Source organism: Bacillus sp. AFS040349 (genome assembly GCF_002577655.1).
Taxonomy (GTDB): Bacteria; Bacillota; Bacilli; order Bacillales; family Bacillaceae; genus Metabacillus.
This window is the reverse complement of the sequence record NZ_NUMC01000051.1, coordinates 1-14,980: the sequence shown is the minus strand read 5'-3', so window position 1 is coordinate 14,980 and position 14,980 is coordinate 1. Positions and strand designations below refer to the sequence as shown.

The 14,980-nt window shown below is 36.6% G+C and carries 18 protein-coding genes and 2 pseudogenes; 7 read left to right on the top strand and 13 right to left on the bottom strand.

All coding sequences use genetic code 11. The features are described from left to right. Positions 1–110: 110 nt before the first annotated feature. The 7 genes from COD11_RS12480 to COD11_RS12450 form a co-directional block, all read right to left on the bottom strand. A complete protein-coding gene (locus COD11_RS12480) occupies positions 111–971 on the bottom strand; it encodes a DUF421 domain-containing protein (RefSeq protein WP_098797243.1) in 861 nt (286 codons plus the stop codon). A 29-nt stretch (positions 972–1,000) separates the two neighbouring features. Next, on the bottom strand, positions 1,001–1,207 hold the full coding sequence (locus tag COD11_RS12475; protein WP_009336483.1) for a DUF1657 domain-containing protein: 207 nt from the start codon (positions 1,205–1,207) through the stop codon (positions 1,001–1,003). Between the two features lie 11 nt (positions 1,208–1,218). Beyond that, positions 1,219–1,569 carry a stage V sporulation protein AE gene (gene spoVAE / locus COD11_RS12470; protein WP_098797242.1) on the bottom strand — a complete coding sequence of 117 codons (351 nt, stop codon included), beginning with the start codon at positions 1,567–1,569 and terminating at the stop codon, positions 1,219–1,221. Next, on the bottom strand, positions 1,566–2,585 hold the full coding sequence (gene spoVAD / locus COD11_RS12465; RefSeq protein WP_061794311.1) for a stage V sporulation protein AD: 1,020 nt from the start codon (positions 2,583–2,585) through the stop codon (positions 1,566–1,568). The genes spoVAE and spoVAD overlap by 4 nt, the downstream gene beginning before the upstream one ends. After that, positions 2,585–3,064, bottom strand: a complete 480-nt coding sequence (gene spoVAC, locus COD11_RS12460; protein ID WP_009336486.1) for a stage V sporulation protein AC — start codon at positions 3,062–3,064, stop codon at positions 2,585–2,587. The genes spoVAD and spoVAC overlap by 1 nt, the downstream gene beginning before the upstream one ends. A 17-nt stretch (positions 3,065–3,081) precedes the next feature. After that, positions 3,082–3,555, bottom strand: coding sequence for a YhcN/YlaJ family sporulation lipoprotein (locus COD11_RS12455; RefSeq protein ID WP_009336487.1), 474 nt, complete (start codon positions 3,553–3,555; stop codon positions 3,082–3,084). 82 nt (positions 3,556–3,637) lie between these two features. Further along, positions 3,638–3,844, bottom strand: a complete 207-nt coding sequence (locus COD11_RS12450) for a DUF1657 domain-containing protein (RefSeq protein ID WP_009336488.1) — start codon at positions 3,842–3,844, stop codon at positions 3,638–3,640. A 483-nt stretch (positions 3,845–4,327) separates the two neighbouring features. Here COD11_RS12450 and COD11_RS26845 point away from each other — a divergent pair, with 483 nt between their 5' ends. From COD11_RS26845 to COD11_RS12415, 7 genes and pseudogenes are all read left to right on the top strand, one after another. Further along, a complete protein-coding gene (locus COD11_RS26845) occupies positions 4,328–4,468 on the top strand; it encodes a hypothetical protein (RefSeq protein WP_176551066.1) in 141 nt (46 codons plus the stop codon). 278 nt (positions 4,469–4,746) lie between these two features. Further along, positions 4,747–4,926 carry a hypothetical protein gene (locus COD11_RS12435; RefSeq protein ID WP_098797240.1) on the top strand — a complete coding sequence of 60 codons (180 nt, stop codon included), beginning with the start codon at positions 4,747–4,749 and terminating at the stop codon, positions 4,924–4,926. Positions 4,927–5,252: 326 nt separating this feature from the next. Next, positions 5,253–6,431: a S8 family peptidase gene (locus COD11_RS12430; RefSeq protein ID WP_255301618.1), complete on the top strand. Its 1,179-nt coding sequence runs from the start codon at positions 5,253–5,255 to the stop codon at positions 6,429–6,431. A 139-nt stretch (positions 6,432–6,570) separates the two neighbouring features. Beyond that, a complete protein-coding gene (locus COD11_RS28195; RefSeq protein WP_442920036.1) occupies positions 6,571–6,870 on the top strand; it encodes a PLD nuclease N-terminal domain-containing protein in 300 nt (99 codons plus the stop codon). Then, positions 6,828–7,124 (top strand): annotated as a pseudogene (locus tag COD11_RS28190) (phospholipase D-like domain-containing protein); the annotation flags it as partial. The gene COD11_RS28195 and the pseudogene COD11_RS28190, both read left to right, overlap by 43 nt. A gap of 122 nt (positions 7,125–7,246) precedes the next feature. Beyond that, the gene (locus COD11_RS12420; protein WP_098797239.1) at positions 7,247–7,930 is read left to right on the top strand and encodes a DUF421 domain-containing protein; all 684 of its coding nucleotides are present in this window, start codon (positions 7,247–7,249) and stop codon (positions 7,928–7,930) included. Positions 7,931–8,011: 81 nt separating this feature from the next. Next, positions 8,012–8,412, top strand: a pseudogene (locus COD11_RS12415) (Tn3 family transposase); the annotation flags it as partial. Positions 8,413–9,316: 904 nt separating this feature from the next. On the opposite strand, the gene COD11_RS12410 reads toward COD11_RS12415, so the two are convergent. The 6 genes from COD11_RS12410 to COD11_RS12385 form a co-directional block, all read right to left on the bottom strand. Then, positions 9,317–9,664 (bottom strand): hypothetical protein, encoded by a 348-nt coding sequence (locus COD11_RS12410; protein WP_039234828.1) that lies wholly within the window; start codon positions 9,662–9,664, stop codon positions 9,317–9,319. A gap of 1,279 nt (positions 9,665–10,943) precedes the next feature. After that, on the bottom strand, positions 10,944–11,297 hold the full coding sequence (locus COD11_RS12405) for a hypothetical protein (protein ID WP_255301617.1): 354 nt from the start codon (positions 11,295–11,297) through the stop codon (positions 10,944–10,946). 192 nt (positions 11,298–11,489) lie between these two features. Then, positions 11,490–12,005, bottom strand: a complete 516-nt coding sequence (locus COD11_RS27505; protein WP_255301616.1) for a hypothetical protein — start codon at positions 12,003–12,005, stop codon at positions 11,490–11,492. A gap of 433 nt (positions 12,006–12,438) precedes the next feature. Beyond that, a complete protein-coding gene (locus tag COD11_RS12395; protein ID WP_098797244.1) occupies positions 12,439–13,584 on the bottom strand; it encodes a Ger(x)C family spore germination protein in 1,146 nt (381 codons plus the stop codon). Positions 13,585–13,598: 14 nt separating this feature from the next. After that, positions 13,599–14,633, bottom strand: coding sequence for a spore germination protein (locus tag COD11_RS12390; protein WP_255301615.1), 1,035 nt, complete (start codon positions 14,631–14,633; stop codon positions 13,599–13,601). Further along, positions 14,566–14,980, bottom strand: a 415-nt coding sequence (locus tag COD11_RS12385; RefSeq protein WP_255301614.1) for an N-acetylmuramoyl-L-alanine amidase family protein, incomplete at its 5' end; no start/stop codon positions are given. The genes COD11_RS12385 and COD11_RS12390, both read right to left, overlap by 68 nt.

The window sequence follows — 14,980 nt, the reverse complement described above, 5'->3', positions numbered from 1 at the left end:
GTCTTTTGTCGACAATCTGACCTTAGTCCGAAATTGGACTAAGGTTTTTAAACTTTTTCCAATTAAAAATGGTATCTTTTTTTCGTCATGTATGAATCTAAGCTAAATCCTTATCCTTTTAAAATAGGGGTCACTTTATCAATGGCTTCTTGTAATTTTTCACTGTTTAACCTATACATTTGTTTGGCCTCTTTTGATTCCGTTCCAAGAACAAATAGTTCTAAGTCTGCTTGACATTTTTTCAAGGTTGAAAGAATTAAGGGTCTTTCTTGAGGGGGTGCGACTTGTAATTTATCGTCAAACAGATCAATCGTTAACTCTCCGTAAGAATTAACCTGTCCAAGAAATACATTTTCAATCGTTACCCCTAGTTTTTCTAATTCAGTATGTAGCCAAGCCCGACTTCGTCCAATCGTGGCTAGTGGTTCATCCATTATTGCACCATCCATAATAATGGTCTGAGGCTCCTTGATTGAAGCAACCTTCAAGTTTATATCCTTTGCTGTTAAAGGTTGATTTTCTTTCTTTAGCATCACAGATAAATCACCTGTTGCCTCTAAAACAGCAAATTCTACATCAGAGACTTGAAAGACATCCTTCATGCGAAGTAGCTCTAACAGTTCATCTGTCGTATATCTTTCCTTTTTTAAATTATCTTCCATAATCTTCCCATCTTTGATAAATACAGTTGCTTTTCCTTCTATAAAATTACGAAAACGTTTACTTTTTAATGAAATTAAACCAGTGAAAAAGGGAATAGCCGCAAAAATGACAATTCCAATAATTCCGTGAAAAATGTTCCGTTCAAGTCCCATAGCACTTTCTGCACCAATACTTCCAATAGACATACCGGTGACATATTCAAAGAAAGATAGTTCTGAAATTTGCTTTTTCCCTAACCATTTTGTAATGATAAATAAAACAGTAACAAATAATGCTGAGCGTACAGCTATTTCTAACCATTCAGGCACTGCTTACACCCCCTGTAAATATAGTTTTTCTAGAAACCTTTGTACTGAAGTTCCTCTCCTTCTAGTTCTCCTACTCTTTTTTTTAAATCTTTTGTTACTTCGTGTACTACCATCATAGCCTCATGCAAAGTTCGCTTCGATTCATCATCAAGAGTCCGTAATGCTAAACTTGAGAGACTTGCTTCTACCCCTTTTAGACTGGCAAAACACTGTTTAACATCTGATCCTACTGTCATCCTAATTCTCCTTATCCTTTTGGCTTAAAAATTAAAGCTCCTATCATGCCGAAAACAATGGCAGCTGAAATACCAGAACTAGTTACTTCAAACATTCCTGTCAGTACACCAACTAACCCATGTTTTTCTGCTTCCTGCATCGCACCATGAACAAGCGAATTCCCAAAACTTGTAATCGGAACGGTAGCCCCTGCCCCAGCAAAATCAATCAAAGGCTCGTATAGTCCAAATCCATCTAAAAGCGCCCCAATCACTACAAGAGCACTTAAGGTATGACCTGGTGTCAATTTAAATACATCAAACATAATTTGCCCAATGATACAAATTAAACCGCCTACGACAAAAGCCCAAAAATAGATCATGTTAATTGTTCACCTCCGTATTCAATTGACACTGCATGGGCGATACAAGGAATTGTTTCATTTTGCTGAAAGGACAACGGTGAAAGCAAAGCACCTGTAGCCACAACTAACATTCGTTTAAATTCACCTTTTTTCATGCGGTTTAATAAATGCCCATAAACTACCGTTGCTGAACAGCCTGCACCGCTTGCTCCTGCAAGAACGGGTTGTCCTTCCCGATAAATCATAAGGCCACAATCTTGGTATTGTTCTTCACTAATAGGAGTTCCATGCTTTTTAAATAGATCCATGGACACTTCCTGTCCGATTTGGCCAAGGTCACCGGTTACAATTAAATCGTAATAAGATGGCTCAACATTTCGTTCCTTTAAATGGGCTTCAATGGTATCAACCGCAGCTGGCGCCATAGCTCCTCCCATGTTAAATGGATCTGTCAATCCCATATCGATTACACGACCAATTGTGGCAGATGTGACATGAGGTCCTTCCCCAGAATCACTTAATAGGGCTGCACCCGCACCAGTAACCGTCCATTGTGCCGTGGGTGGCTTTTGTCCACCATACTCAGTTGGATACCGAAATTGTTTTTCAACAGCTGTATCATGACTGGAAGCTCCTGTTAACAAATATTTCGCTCCTTTTGTATTTACAATATAAGCACCTAGAGCCAGTCCTTCCATCGAGGTAGAGCAAGCACCGAATAAGCCAAAATAAGGCGCTCCAATCGTTCTGCTAGCGAAACTTGTTGGGGTGATTTGATTGATTAAGTCCCCAGCTAGGATAAATTGAACTTGATCCTTTTGTATGCCCCCTTTTTCCATGGCTTTTTGGCAAGCCTCTTCAAAAAGGATTTTATGTGCTTTCTCATAGGAATCCTGCCCAAGCCATAAATCAGCATGAAGAGTATCGAAATCATCTGGGATAGCACCATTGGCTTCAAATGGTCCACCAACGGTTCCAGTGGAGATAATGACAGGCTTTTGTTCGAAGATCCATGTACGATGACCTGCTAGCATTATAAACCACCCCACTGGATTAAAGTGGTTTTAATTAAGGCAATGACAAAAGCAGAAAAAACACCAAATAAAATAACCGCCCCCGCTAATTTAAACATGTTGCCACCTACGCCCAGTACAAATCCTTCGGTTCGATGCTCAATGGCAGGCGATATAACCGCATTGCCAAAACCTGTTACAGGTACAGCTGTTCCAGCCCCACCAAATTGGGCCATTCGATCATATACGCCAAAACCAGTAAGAAGCATTGTAATAAAAATTAACGTACCCACCGTCGGATTTCCGGCCGTTTGCTCAGTAAAATCGAAATAATAAATGTAAAAGTCTGAAATAAGCTGACCAATCAAACAAATAAGTCCACCGGTTAAAAAGGCCTTAATACAATTTTTAACAACCGGTCTTTTGATCTCTCGTTGTTTTTGCAATTTTTGATATTCCTGTTGCACAGGAGTAAGTTGTTTCTTTTGATTGTTAGACATAACTCGATCCTTCCTCTTTAGGTTTGTTCCTTCATAAGACTTTTCAGTTTGTTCAAATCATTTTTTAAGTTCTTCTTATTCATATCGTTTTTTTTCAGTCTTTGCTCGACCTTTTCAAGCTCCCAGAATATTTTTTTATCAGTCGAAACAAAAACTTTATAGTCGGGATATTTTTTTTCTAAGTCGGATTTTACTGACTTCTCGATACTCTTTAATCGAAATCGATCAAAATTCTCAACTTTAATCGCTGCCATAAGCTCTTTATCAGTATTCACAGCTTTTACGTCTGTAATATCTTCCTTGGCAATTATCTTTTCTTTCGCATGATTGGCAACGGATTGATCAATTGGCTTACTTGTATGTACTTGTGAAATACCAAAAGTACTATTACCTTGAATAAATTCATTTTGATTACCATTACATCCTGATGCGAAACCAATGACCATTATAATAAAAAGTAGGTTTTTCAATGTGGTTATTTTATCTTTCAAAAAAATCACCTCCATTTTTTTCCATTATTTGAACAGCTGAAAAAAGGTTGGTTAAGAGGCCAACCTTTTTTCGCCTTACTAATTACTGTTGTTTGTATTGAGGTTCTTCTTGTTCGATTTGTTGAACACGTGGTTCAATGCTGTCTACAACGGATTGGGTTTGCTTAGCTGCATCTTGGTAAAGTTGCTTAGCTTGTTGATTATCTGTACCAAGAGCAAATGTTTCAAAACTTGCTTGAGCACTTTTCAATCCTGCTAGAGCTGTTTTAACGTCATTTATTACTGTCATGATAATTTCCTCCTTGAATTTTTTTTTACTCTTTTATTTTGCTTTATGGAGAATTTTTTATTCAATGATTTTTGGGAAATTTAAATCTAAATTATTTTTGACGTATAGCTCCATTTTTTCGATAATAACCCCTTTTCCATATCCCCATCATTTCTTCTATTTCTCGTTGACAGCAATAGCTCTTATAACTTTTATTTTTTCTTTTCTCAACTTCAATTTCTTTTACACCCCTACCTTTATAAAATAAGATGATTGTATTTCCTGAAAGGACTAATATTTTTTTTCCCATTTTTCGGATATTATCCCAAAGTTTTAAGAGTTTCTCCCTCTTAATCATCCTATTTATGGGTATTTAACATTGAAAATGTAATAACAAAGATAAACGCATGCATTTGTCGCCGTATTAAGGTTTGTCTAATACATAAAAAGGAACTGTTTTGTTATTAAACATCAAATTTTTCATACATTTTAGAAGGTGAAAAAATGACAACAAAACAAAAAAGGAAATCCTTTCAACGTTTAACGTTAAAACCAAAAAAGGACATTGAAGAAATAAAATTTGGGATTAAACTGGGAGAAAAAAAGGAAACCAAAAATCCGAGATTGGGCGAAAGAGATGTATAGCTATATTTGATGGGGATTAATACAGAATTACAGGTAGGTGACATTGTCAAATTAAAAGTTGGAGATGTGAAAGGGAAAAATTCTTTTATATTCTGGAAGGCAAGACAACAAAAAACAGAAAGTAAATATTAGTATGCTATCTAATAGAATTGATAAAAAAAATTGGATACATAATTGTTTCAAACTAAAAATAATCAATATCTCTACATAAGAAATACAGGGAAAAAAGTGTTTATAATACTCATTAGAAGGTATGATAAAGAAGGAATTGGCAAACTTTGCACCAAAGATTCACTGTAAGACCGGAGGATGTAACTCCAGGGACAGAGGAACCAATTGAAGATCCTATCGACGCAACAGATTCAGATACTATTGATCAACATAATGTCACCCCTGATACAGAAGAACCAATTGAAGATCCAATCGACGCAACAGATCCAGATACTATTGATGAATAAGTTTATACACCGTTTGTTCTCAAACGGTGTTCTTTATGTATCAAGATTCAAGGATGTTAATAAGAAATTTAATACATATATTGCAACATTTTCTAATAATAAATTTATAGAGGTGTCTCATGACAAAATTACGAAAGTCCTTATTGGTTACTGTTTCCGTACTTATTCTTCTATCCATAGGGTGATTATTCATAGTACCAAATACAAGAAACAAAGAGAATCCCGAAAATAAAACAGTTGCTGTCGAAAACAAATTTAATCCCACTATAACCAATGTCCAAAATGTTAAAAACGAAAAAAATGTTCTTCAAATAAACAGCCTTTCCATGGGTCAAACCATCAAGAATCAATTAAAAAATGATCCTTCCGTTTTTCTAATTAAACACAATGAAAAAACTGAGAGTCATTATATTAAGAAAGAAGTAAACGTTACATTCAAGACTCTTCCCTCAACAAAGGAAATAAAAAGGATAACACAGGAGATAAATGGCACTATCATTAAAAAGCTAAATTCTACGATTGTTTTTCGTTCTAATACGCTTTCGACCAAGGAACTTATTGAATATTTTAACAGACAGGCTATGGTTGAATTTGCTGAACCCAATTATCTTTATCTGCAAAATCAAATTGGACTTCCTAATGATTTGCTATATAGAGAACAATACCAATGGAACTTATCGGCAATTCAAGCAGAAGCAGGCTGGGATATCACCAAAGGGGATGAACATATCATTATTGCTGTTATAGACACTGGCGTTGATCTGGACCATCCTGATTTGAGAAGACGAATTACAAATGGTTATAATGTACTGTTGAATAATACTTTCCCTGATGATGACAACGGGCATGGCACCCATGTAGCAGGAATCATTGCATCGGAAACAAACAACCATGAAGGTGTTGCAGGCATCACTTGGTATAACAAAATAATGCCTATAAAAGCAATGGGTGCCGAAGGGCATGGGACGACCTTTGATATAGCAAAAGTGATTTTTTGGGCAGTGGATCATGGTGCCGATGTCATTAATATGAGTTTAGGCAATTATCAGCATTCTTCCCTTTTAAAAGGGGCAATCGATTATGCATACAGTAAAAATGTTGTCTTGATTGCTGCAGCAGGAAATGAAAATACTATGCAGCCGAGCTATCCAGCTGCTTTTTCTAAGGTTCTAAGTGTCGCCGCCGTAAGTTACACCGGACAACGTGCCCCTTTCTCAAATTATGGAGATTATATCGATGTTGCAGCTCCCGGAGTTCAAATTCCGAGCACCTATTTTAACCAGCAGTATGCAGCTTTATCAGGTACTTCTATGGCTTCGCCTCATGTGGCAGGACTTGCTGGCCTCTTGCTTTCAGTAAACCCTAATTTAACGAACCAAGAAGTAATAGACATTATTAAGAATTCTACTTATGATTTAGGAATCCCTGGAACTGATCACGAATTTGGTAGTGGCTTAATTAATGTAAAGAATGGATTGGAAGATGCCCAAAGCAAAAGGCAATAATCCCTTTTTGAAACCGTTGCTTTTCGTTGTTATAAAACTTCTACATGATGTACATTGTTTGTACATGATAATGGAAAAACTAAGGAGGGAATTTTAGTTGGAGTGGATTTTTTATCTATACCTGTTAAATACGTTCTTTATGTTATTCATAGCAATTTGGGAAGTTCGTCGGCCAGCCAAAGCTTTGAATTGGATAGTAATCGTCCTTGTTTTGCCTGTCATTGGTTTCTTACTATATCTTAGCATATCAAATCCCAAGCTTATTCATCGTAAAAGATTGACCTCTTCTCATAATGAGTCTGATAAGTTACCTGATACATATAGTGATTCAGCATCGATAATCGCCGATGCTTTAAGGTATTTTACTGTAGGCGGGCTTGGCTTCGAGTCGGCAAAGTTCAAGCTGGAGTTCAAATCTACCAGTACGACAAAGGAATGATACATGCGAAGGTGTTGACCATCGATGAGGAGATTGCTGCCGTAGGCTCAGCAAACTATGATATGAGAAGTTTTCGCCTGAATTATGAGGTGTGTCAAGTCGTGTACAGTGCTGATGTGGCAAGGGAACTCACAGAGCAGTTCGAGAGGGATCTTACTGATTCTGTACCATTAAGAATTGAAGACTTGCTGCAACGATCCCTGACTGAGCGCATAGTTGAACAGGGTGCTCGCGTGCTTTCTCCATTATTATAAGTTGAAAAAACCCGTATTTTTTATCTTTCTGATTTTAATTTAGCTTACATGTTGTAATATAAATATTTTAAAACATGAGGGATTTTTGAAATCGAGTGAAATATAAAATGGAGGAATAAACTTTGGGTGAAGTTTTTTTGGGTTTACTGACAATCAAAGTCATAGTAGGTTTTGTCACCTTATTTTTTATCATTATCATAACAGGCAGAACATCCATCTATCAGTTAACCCCGTTTCACTTAGTTTTTGTATTAGTGCTTGGAGATTTTTTAGGAAATACCATTTATGAAAATAAGGTAGGGATTTTTCACTTTTTATATGCCATCGGATTGTGGACGCTTCTCATGTTGGGGATAGAGTTCTTGACTCTAAAAAATAAATCGACACGTTCTCTCTTATTGGGCGATCCTAACATCATTATTCGGAATGGTATAATGGATAGAAAGTTACTTAAAAAGAACAAATTGGATGTAAATCAAGTATTAAGTATACTTCGACAAAATCAGGTTTTTTCTGTTCGCGAAGTCAAATACGGTATATTGGAAGCTAATGGGCAAATCAGTATATTATTACAATCGAAGTATCAAAAACCAGACATGCAAGATCTCAGTCTTCTAGAAAGTCCAGTATACCTCCCAATAGCGTTAATTATAGATGGGGAAGTATTATGGGATAATTTACATGAACTCGAATTTGATCAACAGTGGTTATATAACCAATTAACTACCAATGGATATGATAATGTTAAACGTATACTCTACGCAGATTGGCGAGAGAGTGAAGGCATACATATAAGCCCTAAATAAAATATAACCTGAATACGTTAAACACGTAACTTCAACGAAAACCTAAACAATTTTGTAACGTCTATGTAGGCTAATGTTTTAATGAATCGGATAAAAGGTAATATAAACAATACTCAAGTAGTTGTCGGTCACTCATTACTTCGGCGAATCCAACGTGGATTAAATAAGGGAGAATCCATGAATGCCTTGGCACGAGCTATTTTCTTCGGAAAAGAGGGAGAACTTAGAGAAAGAGCATTACAAGATCATTTACAGCGTGCCAGCTCATTAAATCTAATTATTAATGCCATCAGCATTTGGAATACCGTGTATTTATCACAAGCAATTGAACATTTTGAAAATATAGGAAAGGAAAATATCAAGAGGAATTGCTTCCTCACATATCACCATTGGGATGGGAACACATAAACTTTCTCGGAGAATATTCATTTATACCTGAGATTTTGAACTCGATACATGCCCTGCGTCCACTTAGGATATAAAAAAGCCTGGTTTTTCTGCTTAACGTAGAAAAATCAGGCTTTTACCTTCTAAAAAATTCCTTAGCGTATTATATCTGCGTTTAGTCGGCAGTACCCCTTTATGGTTTCATCCATGGCAATGCTGTTTATTTGAAGAACATTTTTTTCGCTTTCAACATTTTGGACTCTGGTTATAGGGGTATTAAATCTGTTTTTGACAGCTCCCTTTTCATTTTCGTGATTCTCTGTGTTTCTTGTATTTTGTACTAAAAATAGTAACCCTATGGATAAAAGAATAAGTATGGAAACGGTAACCAATAAGGCCCTTGGTATTTTTCTAATGAGACACCTCTAAATAGTTTTGTTATTAGCTTGTTTAGTCACAGGGATTTTAACGATGAAATAAATGGAAAATAAAAAAGGAGTTTCGTTTACGTTGCTATTAAAGAAAGGAAAGATGATTAACTTTTGCTATTACTTATTTCTTTATTTGTTTTTTCAAATTTGGGTATGTAGGCAAATGTCTAGTCCTAGGATAATTAGGAAAAAAAGATAAAACTAAATATATTCAATTTAAGAAAGGGGAGTTATAAAAATTATACAATATCATAATTACATGTCTTATTATCATCCTCAATATTCCAGCCAGTTTTCGCCATACCCTGAGCTGAAGGAAGTGCTGCAATAACCTATTTAATTGGCATAGACCGTTTATTTAACGGTTGAATCTTGGGAAATTAATAAAATGTTTTAAAAATAGTTGATATGTTCCATGCTTATAAAGGAAAACTAGTAGAGTTGAAAGGTTTAAATGTATTTTTGTACTATTGGTTAAAAAAACAACAATTGAGCTTTATCATAACAGTTAAATTTGGAGCAATAAGGCACACCGTTTNNAAACGGTGTGCCTTATTGCTGTTAATATTTATTCATCTATATTATCTGGATCGTTTACATCTTTAGGATCTTCAATGGGTTCTTCTGCATCAGGGACTAAATCAGCTTCATCATCTTTATTTTCATCTATATTATCTGGGTCATTTACATCTTTAGGATCTTCAATTGGCTCTTCTGTATCTGGGTCCACATCATTTTCATCTATATTATCTGGGTCATTTGCATCTTCAGGATCTTCAATGGGTTCTTCTGTGTCAGGATCTACATCCACTTCAGGTGGTGGTGGATCCTTATCCTCTTCTACATTATTACACCCCAATAACATGATGGCAGATAGAAAAACTGCTGTTAATAGCCTTAACCACTTTAGATTCATTTTTATCGTCCTCTCTATTGGTTGTTTACTTTCAATATTATCTTCTCCTTCCACTTTTTTATACGAACATTTTAACTTAATATCAATAAAATTAAGGTCCTTAATCACCAAACAGTAGCGGCCTAGGTGTCAGGAATTGGAGATAAAAAATGTAGTACAGAGGAAAAGAGGCTTCTATCAAAAAAATGGTGCCATTTATCAAAAATAATTACATAACTGTGGGTTTTTGCTCATTTAAAAACAGGATAAAATTGGAAGTTATAAAAAATATTCTTATACATCATTCTAATAAAGTAAAAATTAAAGGCGGCGTTATTTATGACAGTAAAAAATGACGTAAAGACAGCTCTACCAGGATTTGCAGGCTAGTTTCGAAACATTTGCAATCAACAAGCTAAGCAGCTTTACCAAGAGGTTACAAACTCAATCCGTTCTACACAGCGTTGAACCACGCGTTCAACAAATCGAACAAGAAGAACTGCAATAAGCCCAAGATGGAAGCCGAGCTTCCCAAGGCAGTACGCAAGGAGCACAAAATCAATAAGGAAATGAGTTTACAAGCAAAAATAATGAACAACAAGTAAGACAACAAAACAAACAAGCCCAGTCTCATAAAAAAAAATAACTGAAGCACACGTTCGTAAAAATTACAATTCTAAGCTTTATGTCACAACATTCTTGGTATATTACAGAGAGCGAATAAAAACTAAGCTTTCTTACCAAGAGTTATTTTATAAAAAATATAAAAGGAGCAAGTGTTATGCGATTACCCGAAGACTTTATAAGAGCTAGGCATAAAAAAGAAGGGTTAAGTTTAGATCAATGCTTTTCAAATCCTATCATACATAGGGAGATACATGGGAATAAGGTATTCGTTCCATTAGATTTAAAGAGAATTTGGAATCAATAAAAGTTTTTAGCAATGAAATATAGCAACCGTTTTGATTATAAGGCTATTTTATATATAAGGGATCCCACCAACAAAAAGCGCTTAAAACATACGCTAAGCATAATTCGTCATGAATAAAGCCGATTTTTCCTCAACTTACGAGAAATAATCGGCTTTATGGATAAGGGGACAATCGATTGTCAAAATGAATCCATTCCTAAATACTATTTAAAAACCGGTTGATGTGAAACCATTACCATAATCTAAAAAAAGAGTATTATTCGGGGTGACACAAAAATAATTTATTCAAGTGGATTAACGGACTAGTGCGCCTAATATATGTGATATATATAAAGATATCTTACCATAGTGTAACGGGAGGGTAGTGATTTAGTACAGGATATCTGATGTTAAAAAGACTCCGGCAGGAGGAACGCCGATCTGATATATAGGAGGTTCAGTGAGTGCTGTATCAGTTGTAGCAATCCAAGTTCCGTACTCACCTGCAAGCAAAGAGGGAGGTTTCATAATAAACCGTCCACTTAAAACGAAATGACGAATTCTAATCGAGGGATCATCAAATATAATTAAGTTACCAAAAAATGAGGCATATGGTGAATCAAAACTTATTTGTTTGGTGTTTTCTTCCCAATACCCATTAATTTGAATAGGTGTACCACGAAAATTAATTGTACCAGATACTTTATTATTACCTGTAATAGAATTAATGATGAGTACTCCCAAATAATGGGTCGACCGGCTATAGAAGCCGAAATACCCCATTTTGATGGAAAAGGTATACTAACCATGAGTTTCTGTGCAGTTTGCAAAAGTTGATTCCTCGTTTCGTAATAATCATAAATACAAGAGTTTAAAGTTTAATTTCTATCTATACATCAGAGTGTTAAAAAAAGAAAGAAAGTCTAATAAATTATTTTAATATTTATTCATTTTGAATCTTCCATATTCGGTTTCGAACATTTCATTTACTTCCCAAGATTCAACGGTTTTATAAGCTGTTTGTTGATCAAAACCTTTTCCCAGAAGGTAGGCCATTGCGGCAATTTCAGTTAGCGCATGTTCATAGGAAGTAAGAGCAACTTCTTTTAGGCCATAATCAACAAAAGGCTTTATTGCCATTAATGTTTCACTTTTCAAATCCTGATCCGAATTTTCTCTCTCATCGGATTCATTACCCTCTAGATTTGGATGTGCTTCTTTGTATAGCACCTCCCACTGTTCATACAGACTTGTAGCTGACTCAAAGTCCTCAGAGTCTACTGTTAAATTTTTTTGTAATTTACTCATTAAATTACGCCATGTCTCTTCCCATTCCTCTAAAGTTCTTAAGTCAAAGAGTTTTGAGAACTTCGGTTTCACACTTTCCCAATGAACATAAATGTCGGTACACCATCCCAATAAATATTTATAGTTTTCCGTTTGGGCTTCCATTTTTTTATCACCCTTTTTAAATTTTTTCACTTCTAAAAAAAGAAGCAATATCGCGTGTAAAATGAGGTTAAATACCTTTTAAAACCAATTTACAATTCTATGGTATGTTTCACTTATGTCCCTAGACTAGGCATTTGTCTCATTTAACAAAATAAATTTTGTTTTCTTTCCAAACGGATAAATATGTTGCATTCTGCAAGTATAATTTTCCTTTGCAAACAAGGCCGGTGTTAAAAGTATAAAGGCATTTTTAAAACGTTCTTAACAAACAGATAAAGAGCAGGTAAGCTGAGGAACTTGATAAAAACCTGAAGGGGTTCCGTCAGGAAAATACGGATTAACAACGTTAAACTATTTTTTGGGAAACAAAAACCTTGCTTCCCCAACGCTAAGCAGAAGAAGCAAGGTGAGTTAATAATTTCACTTGCCAGAATCACGAGGTGAATTCACCATGTTCATGTAATTTATATCCTCCAGGGTAAACAATATTCACCTCAACCTTTACATGGCGCAGGGAATCTTGGTTTAAAACGAGTTGCTGTTTTCCTGTGGCTATGCTCTTCCATTGATGTGGATGTTTGCGATACAAAGATTCGCCCAAATTGTAAATATCTATACCCTCTTTAAAAGCAGTTTGATACGTTTTGCGGATTTGCTCCTCTATTTTTTCCTGAGCCATTTGTGTGAGTTCCTTTTCGGTAAGGTCCGTATGCAATTCATTGATCCTTGCCTTCACTTTTACTGAAATATCGAAATACGCCTTGTTCAATTTCACAATAGGAGTCACTTCATATTTGGGTTTTTCTGCGACAAGAACAGCCGCAAGCTTTTCTTCGGCAAACAAATCAAGAGGTACTCGGATCGTGTGAGTACTTAGCCAGGGCATTCCCGACAAATCCTTAAGATCCATTCGTCCATAATAATTGTGTAGATCATATACATGTATGCCAGAATATCTAAGCAGCTCTTTTGGTTTATTACTTTCCTGCCATTGACCTTTGCGAAGCGATAATTCCGGTATATAACTGGTTCTGGCCTTTTCGTTTGAGTCCAGTACAAATTGTTGCAGGCGGACCGGAGCAAGGATAGAACGCTGTCTGAAATTTTGCTCGGGATTGTGAAGAATGGATGCATTTGGCGAAAATCTAAAAAATGGGGTTGCCAGCAAGATTTCTTCAGGAGGCTCTCTTGTGCTAAACAGCCAGGCCAAGTACCTTATTTCACGATAACGGTTGATCAATTCCAGCACTTCTCCGACTTTGTTTTCCTTCATCAATCTCTCGCTGAACAAAATGGCAGAGATTTGTCCCAAGTTTAAGCGTTGTTGTGATGTACTGTACAAATCATTTGCCGCCTCCGTAAACGAGGAACCTTCGCCTTTGCCCACCCAAACCGGGGGCTGCTCCGCTTTTTGCTGTCCCTCCAGCTTGGCCACTGTCGAGAAATCAAGCAATTGCACATACAAGGTGTATTGGCCATCGACATAGTCTATTCCAACAGCCGTAGCATAGTTCATGTTTTGCACTTCATATCTGCTCCAGCAACCGGTAAGAGTGAGAAGAAGGAAAAGTGCAACCATACTTTTATATCTCCTCATTTATGCCTGTCCCCTTGCCTTGTAGAATCTCGTGTCTTCAACATGTCCGGTCGAGTGTTTCGCCATGGCCAAGGTAATCGAAACAAAGCGTTGGCCAAGTCTTTAAATGGAGGTGATATTGGGGCCAAGTAAGGCAAGCCGCATGAACGCAATGAGGCTAAATGGCTGAGCACAATAAATAATCCAAGAAAGAAGCCATAAATGCCAAGCGTGGCAGACAGAATGAAAAGAAAAAAGCGTAAGGTACTAATCGTTCCAGCCAATGATAGGCTCGATAAAGTTGAACCAAAGATTTGTGTAATTGCTCCGATGACAACGATACCTGGGGATAAGAATCCAGCACGAATGGCCGCATCCCCCAGGATAAGTCCTCCTACAACCGTTACCGTGGAGCCGACCGCAGAAGGCAATCGGATACCAGCTTCCCGCAGGATTTCTAAGAAGAGAAGTGCAATAAACATTTCAACTGCCACATCAAAAGGGATTCCCAACCGGTTAATCCCCAAAGTGGCAAGTAGATAATAGGGCAGCTGATCTTGATGATAGGAAAGAATGGCAACAAAAAATGCAGGAAGCAGTAGCGATACGGACAAGCCAAGTAAACGAAGCGTTTGACCAAATGTAGCTGCCAAAGCAGTAAAGTGGATATTTTCGGGTGCTTTCACAAGCAAAAATAAATTGGCAGGCGCAATCAACGCAGCCGGTGTACCATCCACAATCAACGCTACACGCCCATTGAGCATACAGTTCACGGTAAAGTCTGCTCTGCCTGTATACCCCATCAAAGGAAACAATGCTTTTGTCGGTTCCATTAATTCTTCTAGCTGAGTGGCGCTAAACGCTCCGTCAATGTGAAGATCATCTAATTTATTCTTTACATCTTGAACAATCTTAGGATCAACAATGTCACGCATGTAAAGAATTGCAACGGTTGTTTTCGTGCGAACGCCTACTTTTTTCGTTTCATAAACCATGCTGGTTGATTTGATTCGTTTCCGAATTAACGCCACATTGACTCCCACTTCTTCCACAAATCCATCCTTTGGCCCCCGTACCGAAAGCATTCGCATCATCTGTACGTTCTTTCAAGCTGCGCGTAATATCTGCTGTTCTACTCATTTTAATTTGCAGGCCTTCATAATGGTTTTCCAAGAGATTTCGGATGCTATGGGAAATATTTAAGGTAATTTCTTTTTCCTGCATCCCATTGCCAATAGCTCCTGGGTCCATTCTCCCGTGACCAGGATCTAAATATAATTTAAACATTTTACACCACCTCGTACAAATAAAATATGATCGAAGAGTAACGGAGGTATAGGAATTCGTCTGAGATACATATAAAAATAGGTGATGATAGGCATTACATTTCATTGAATCA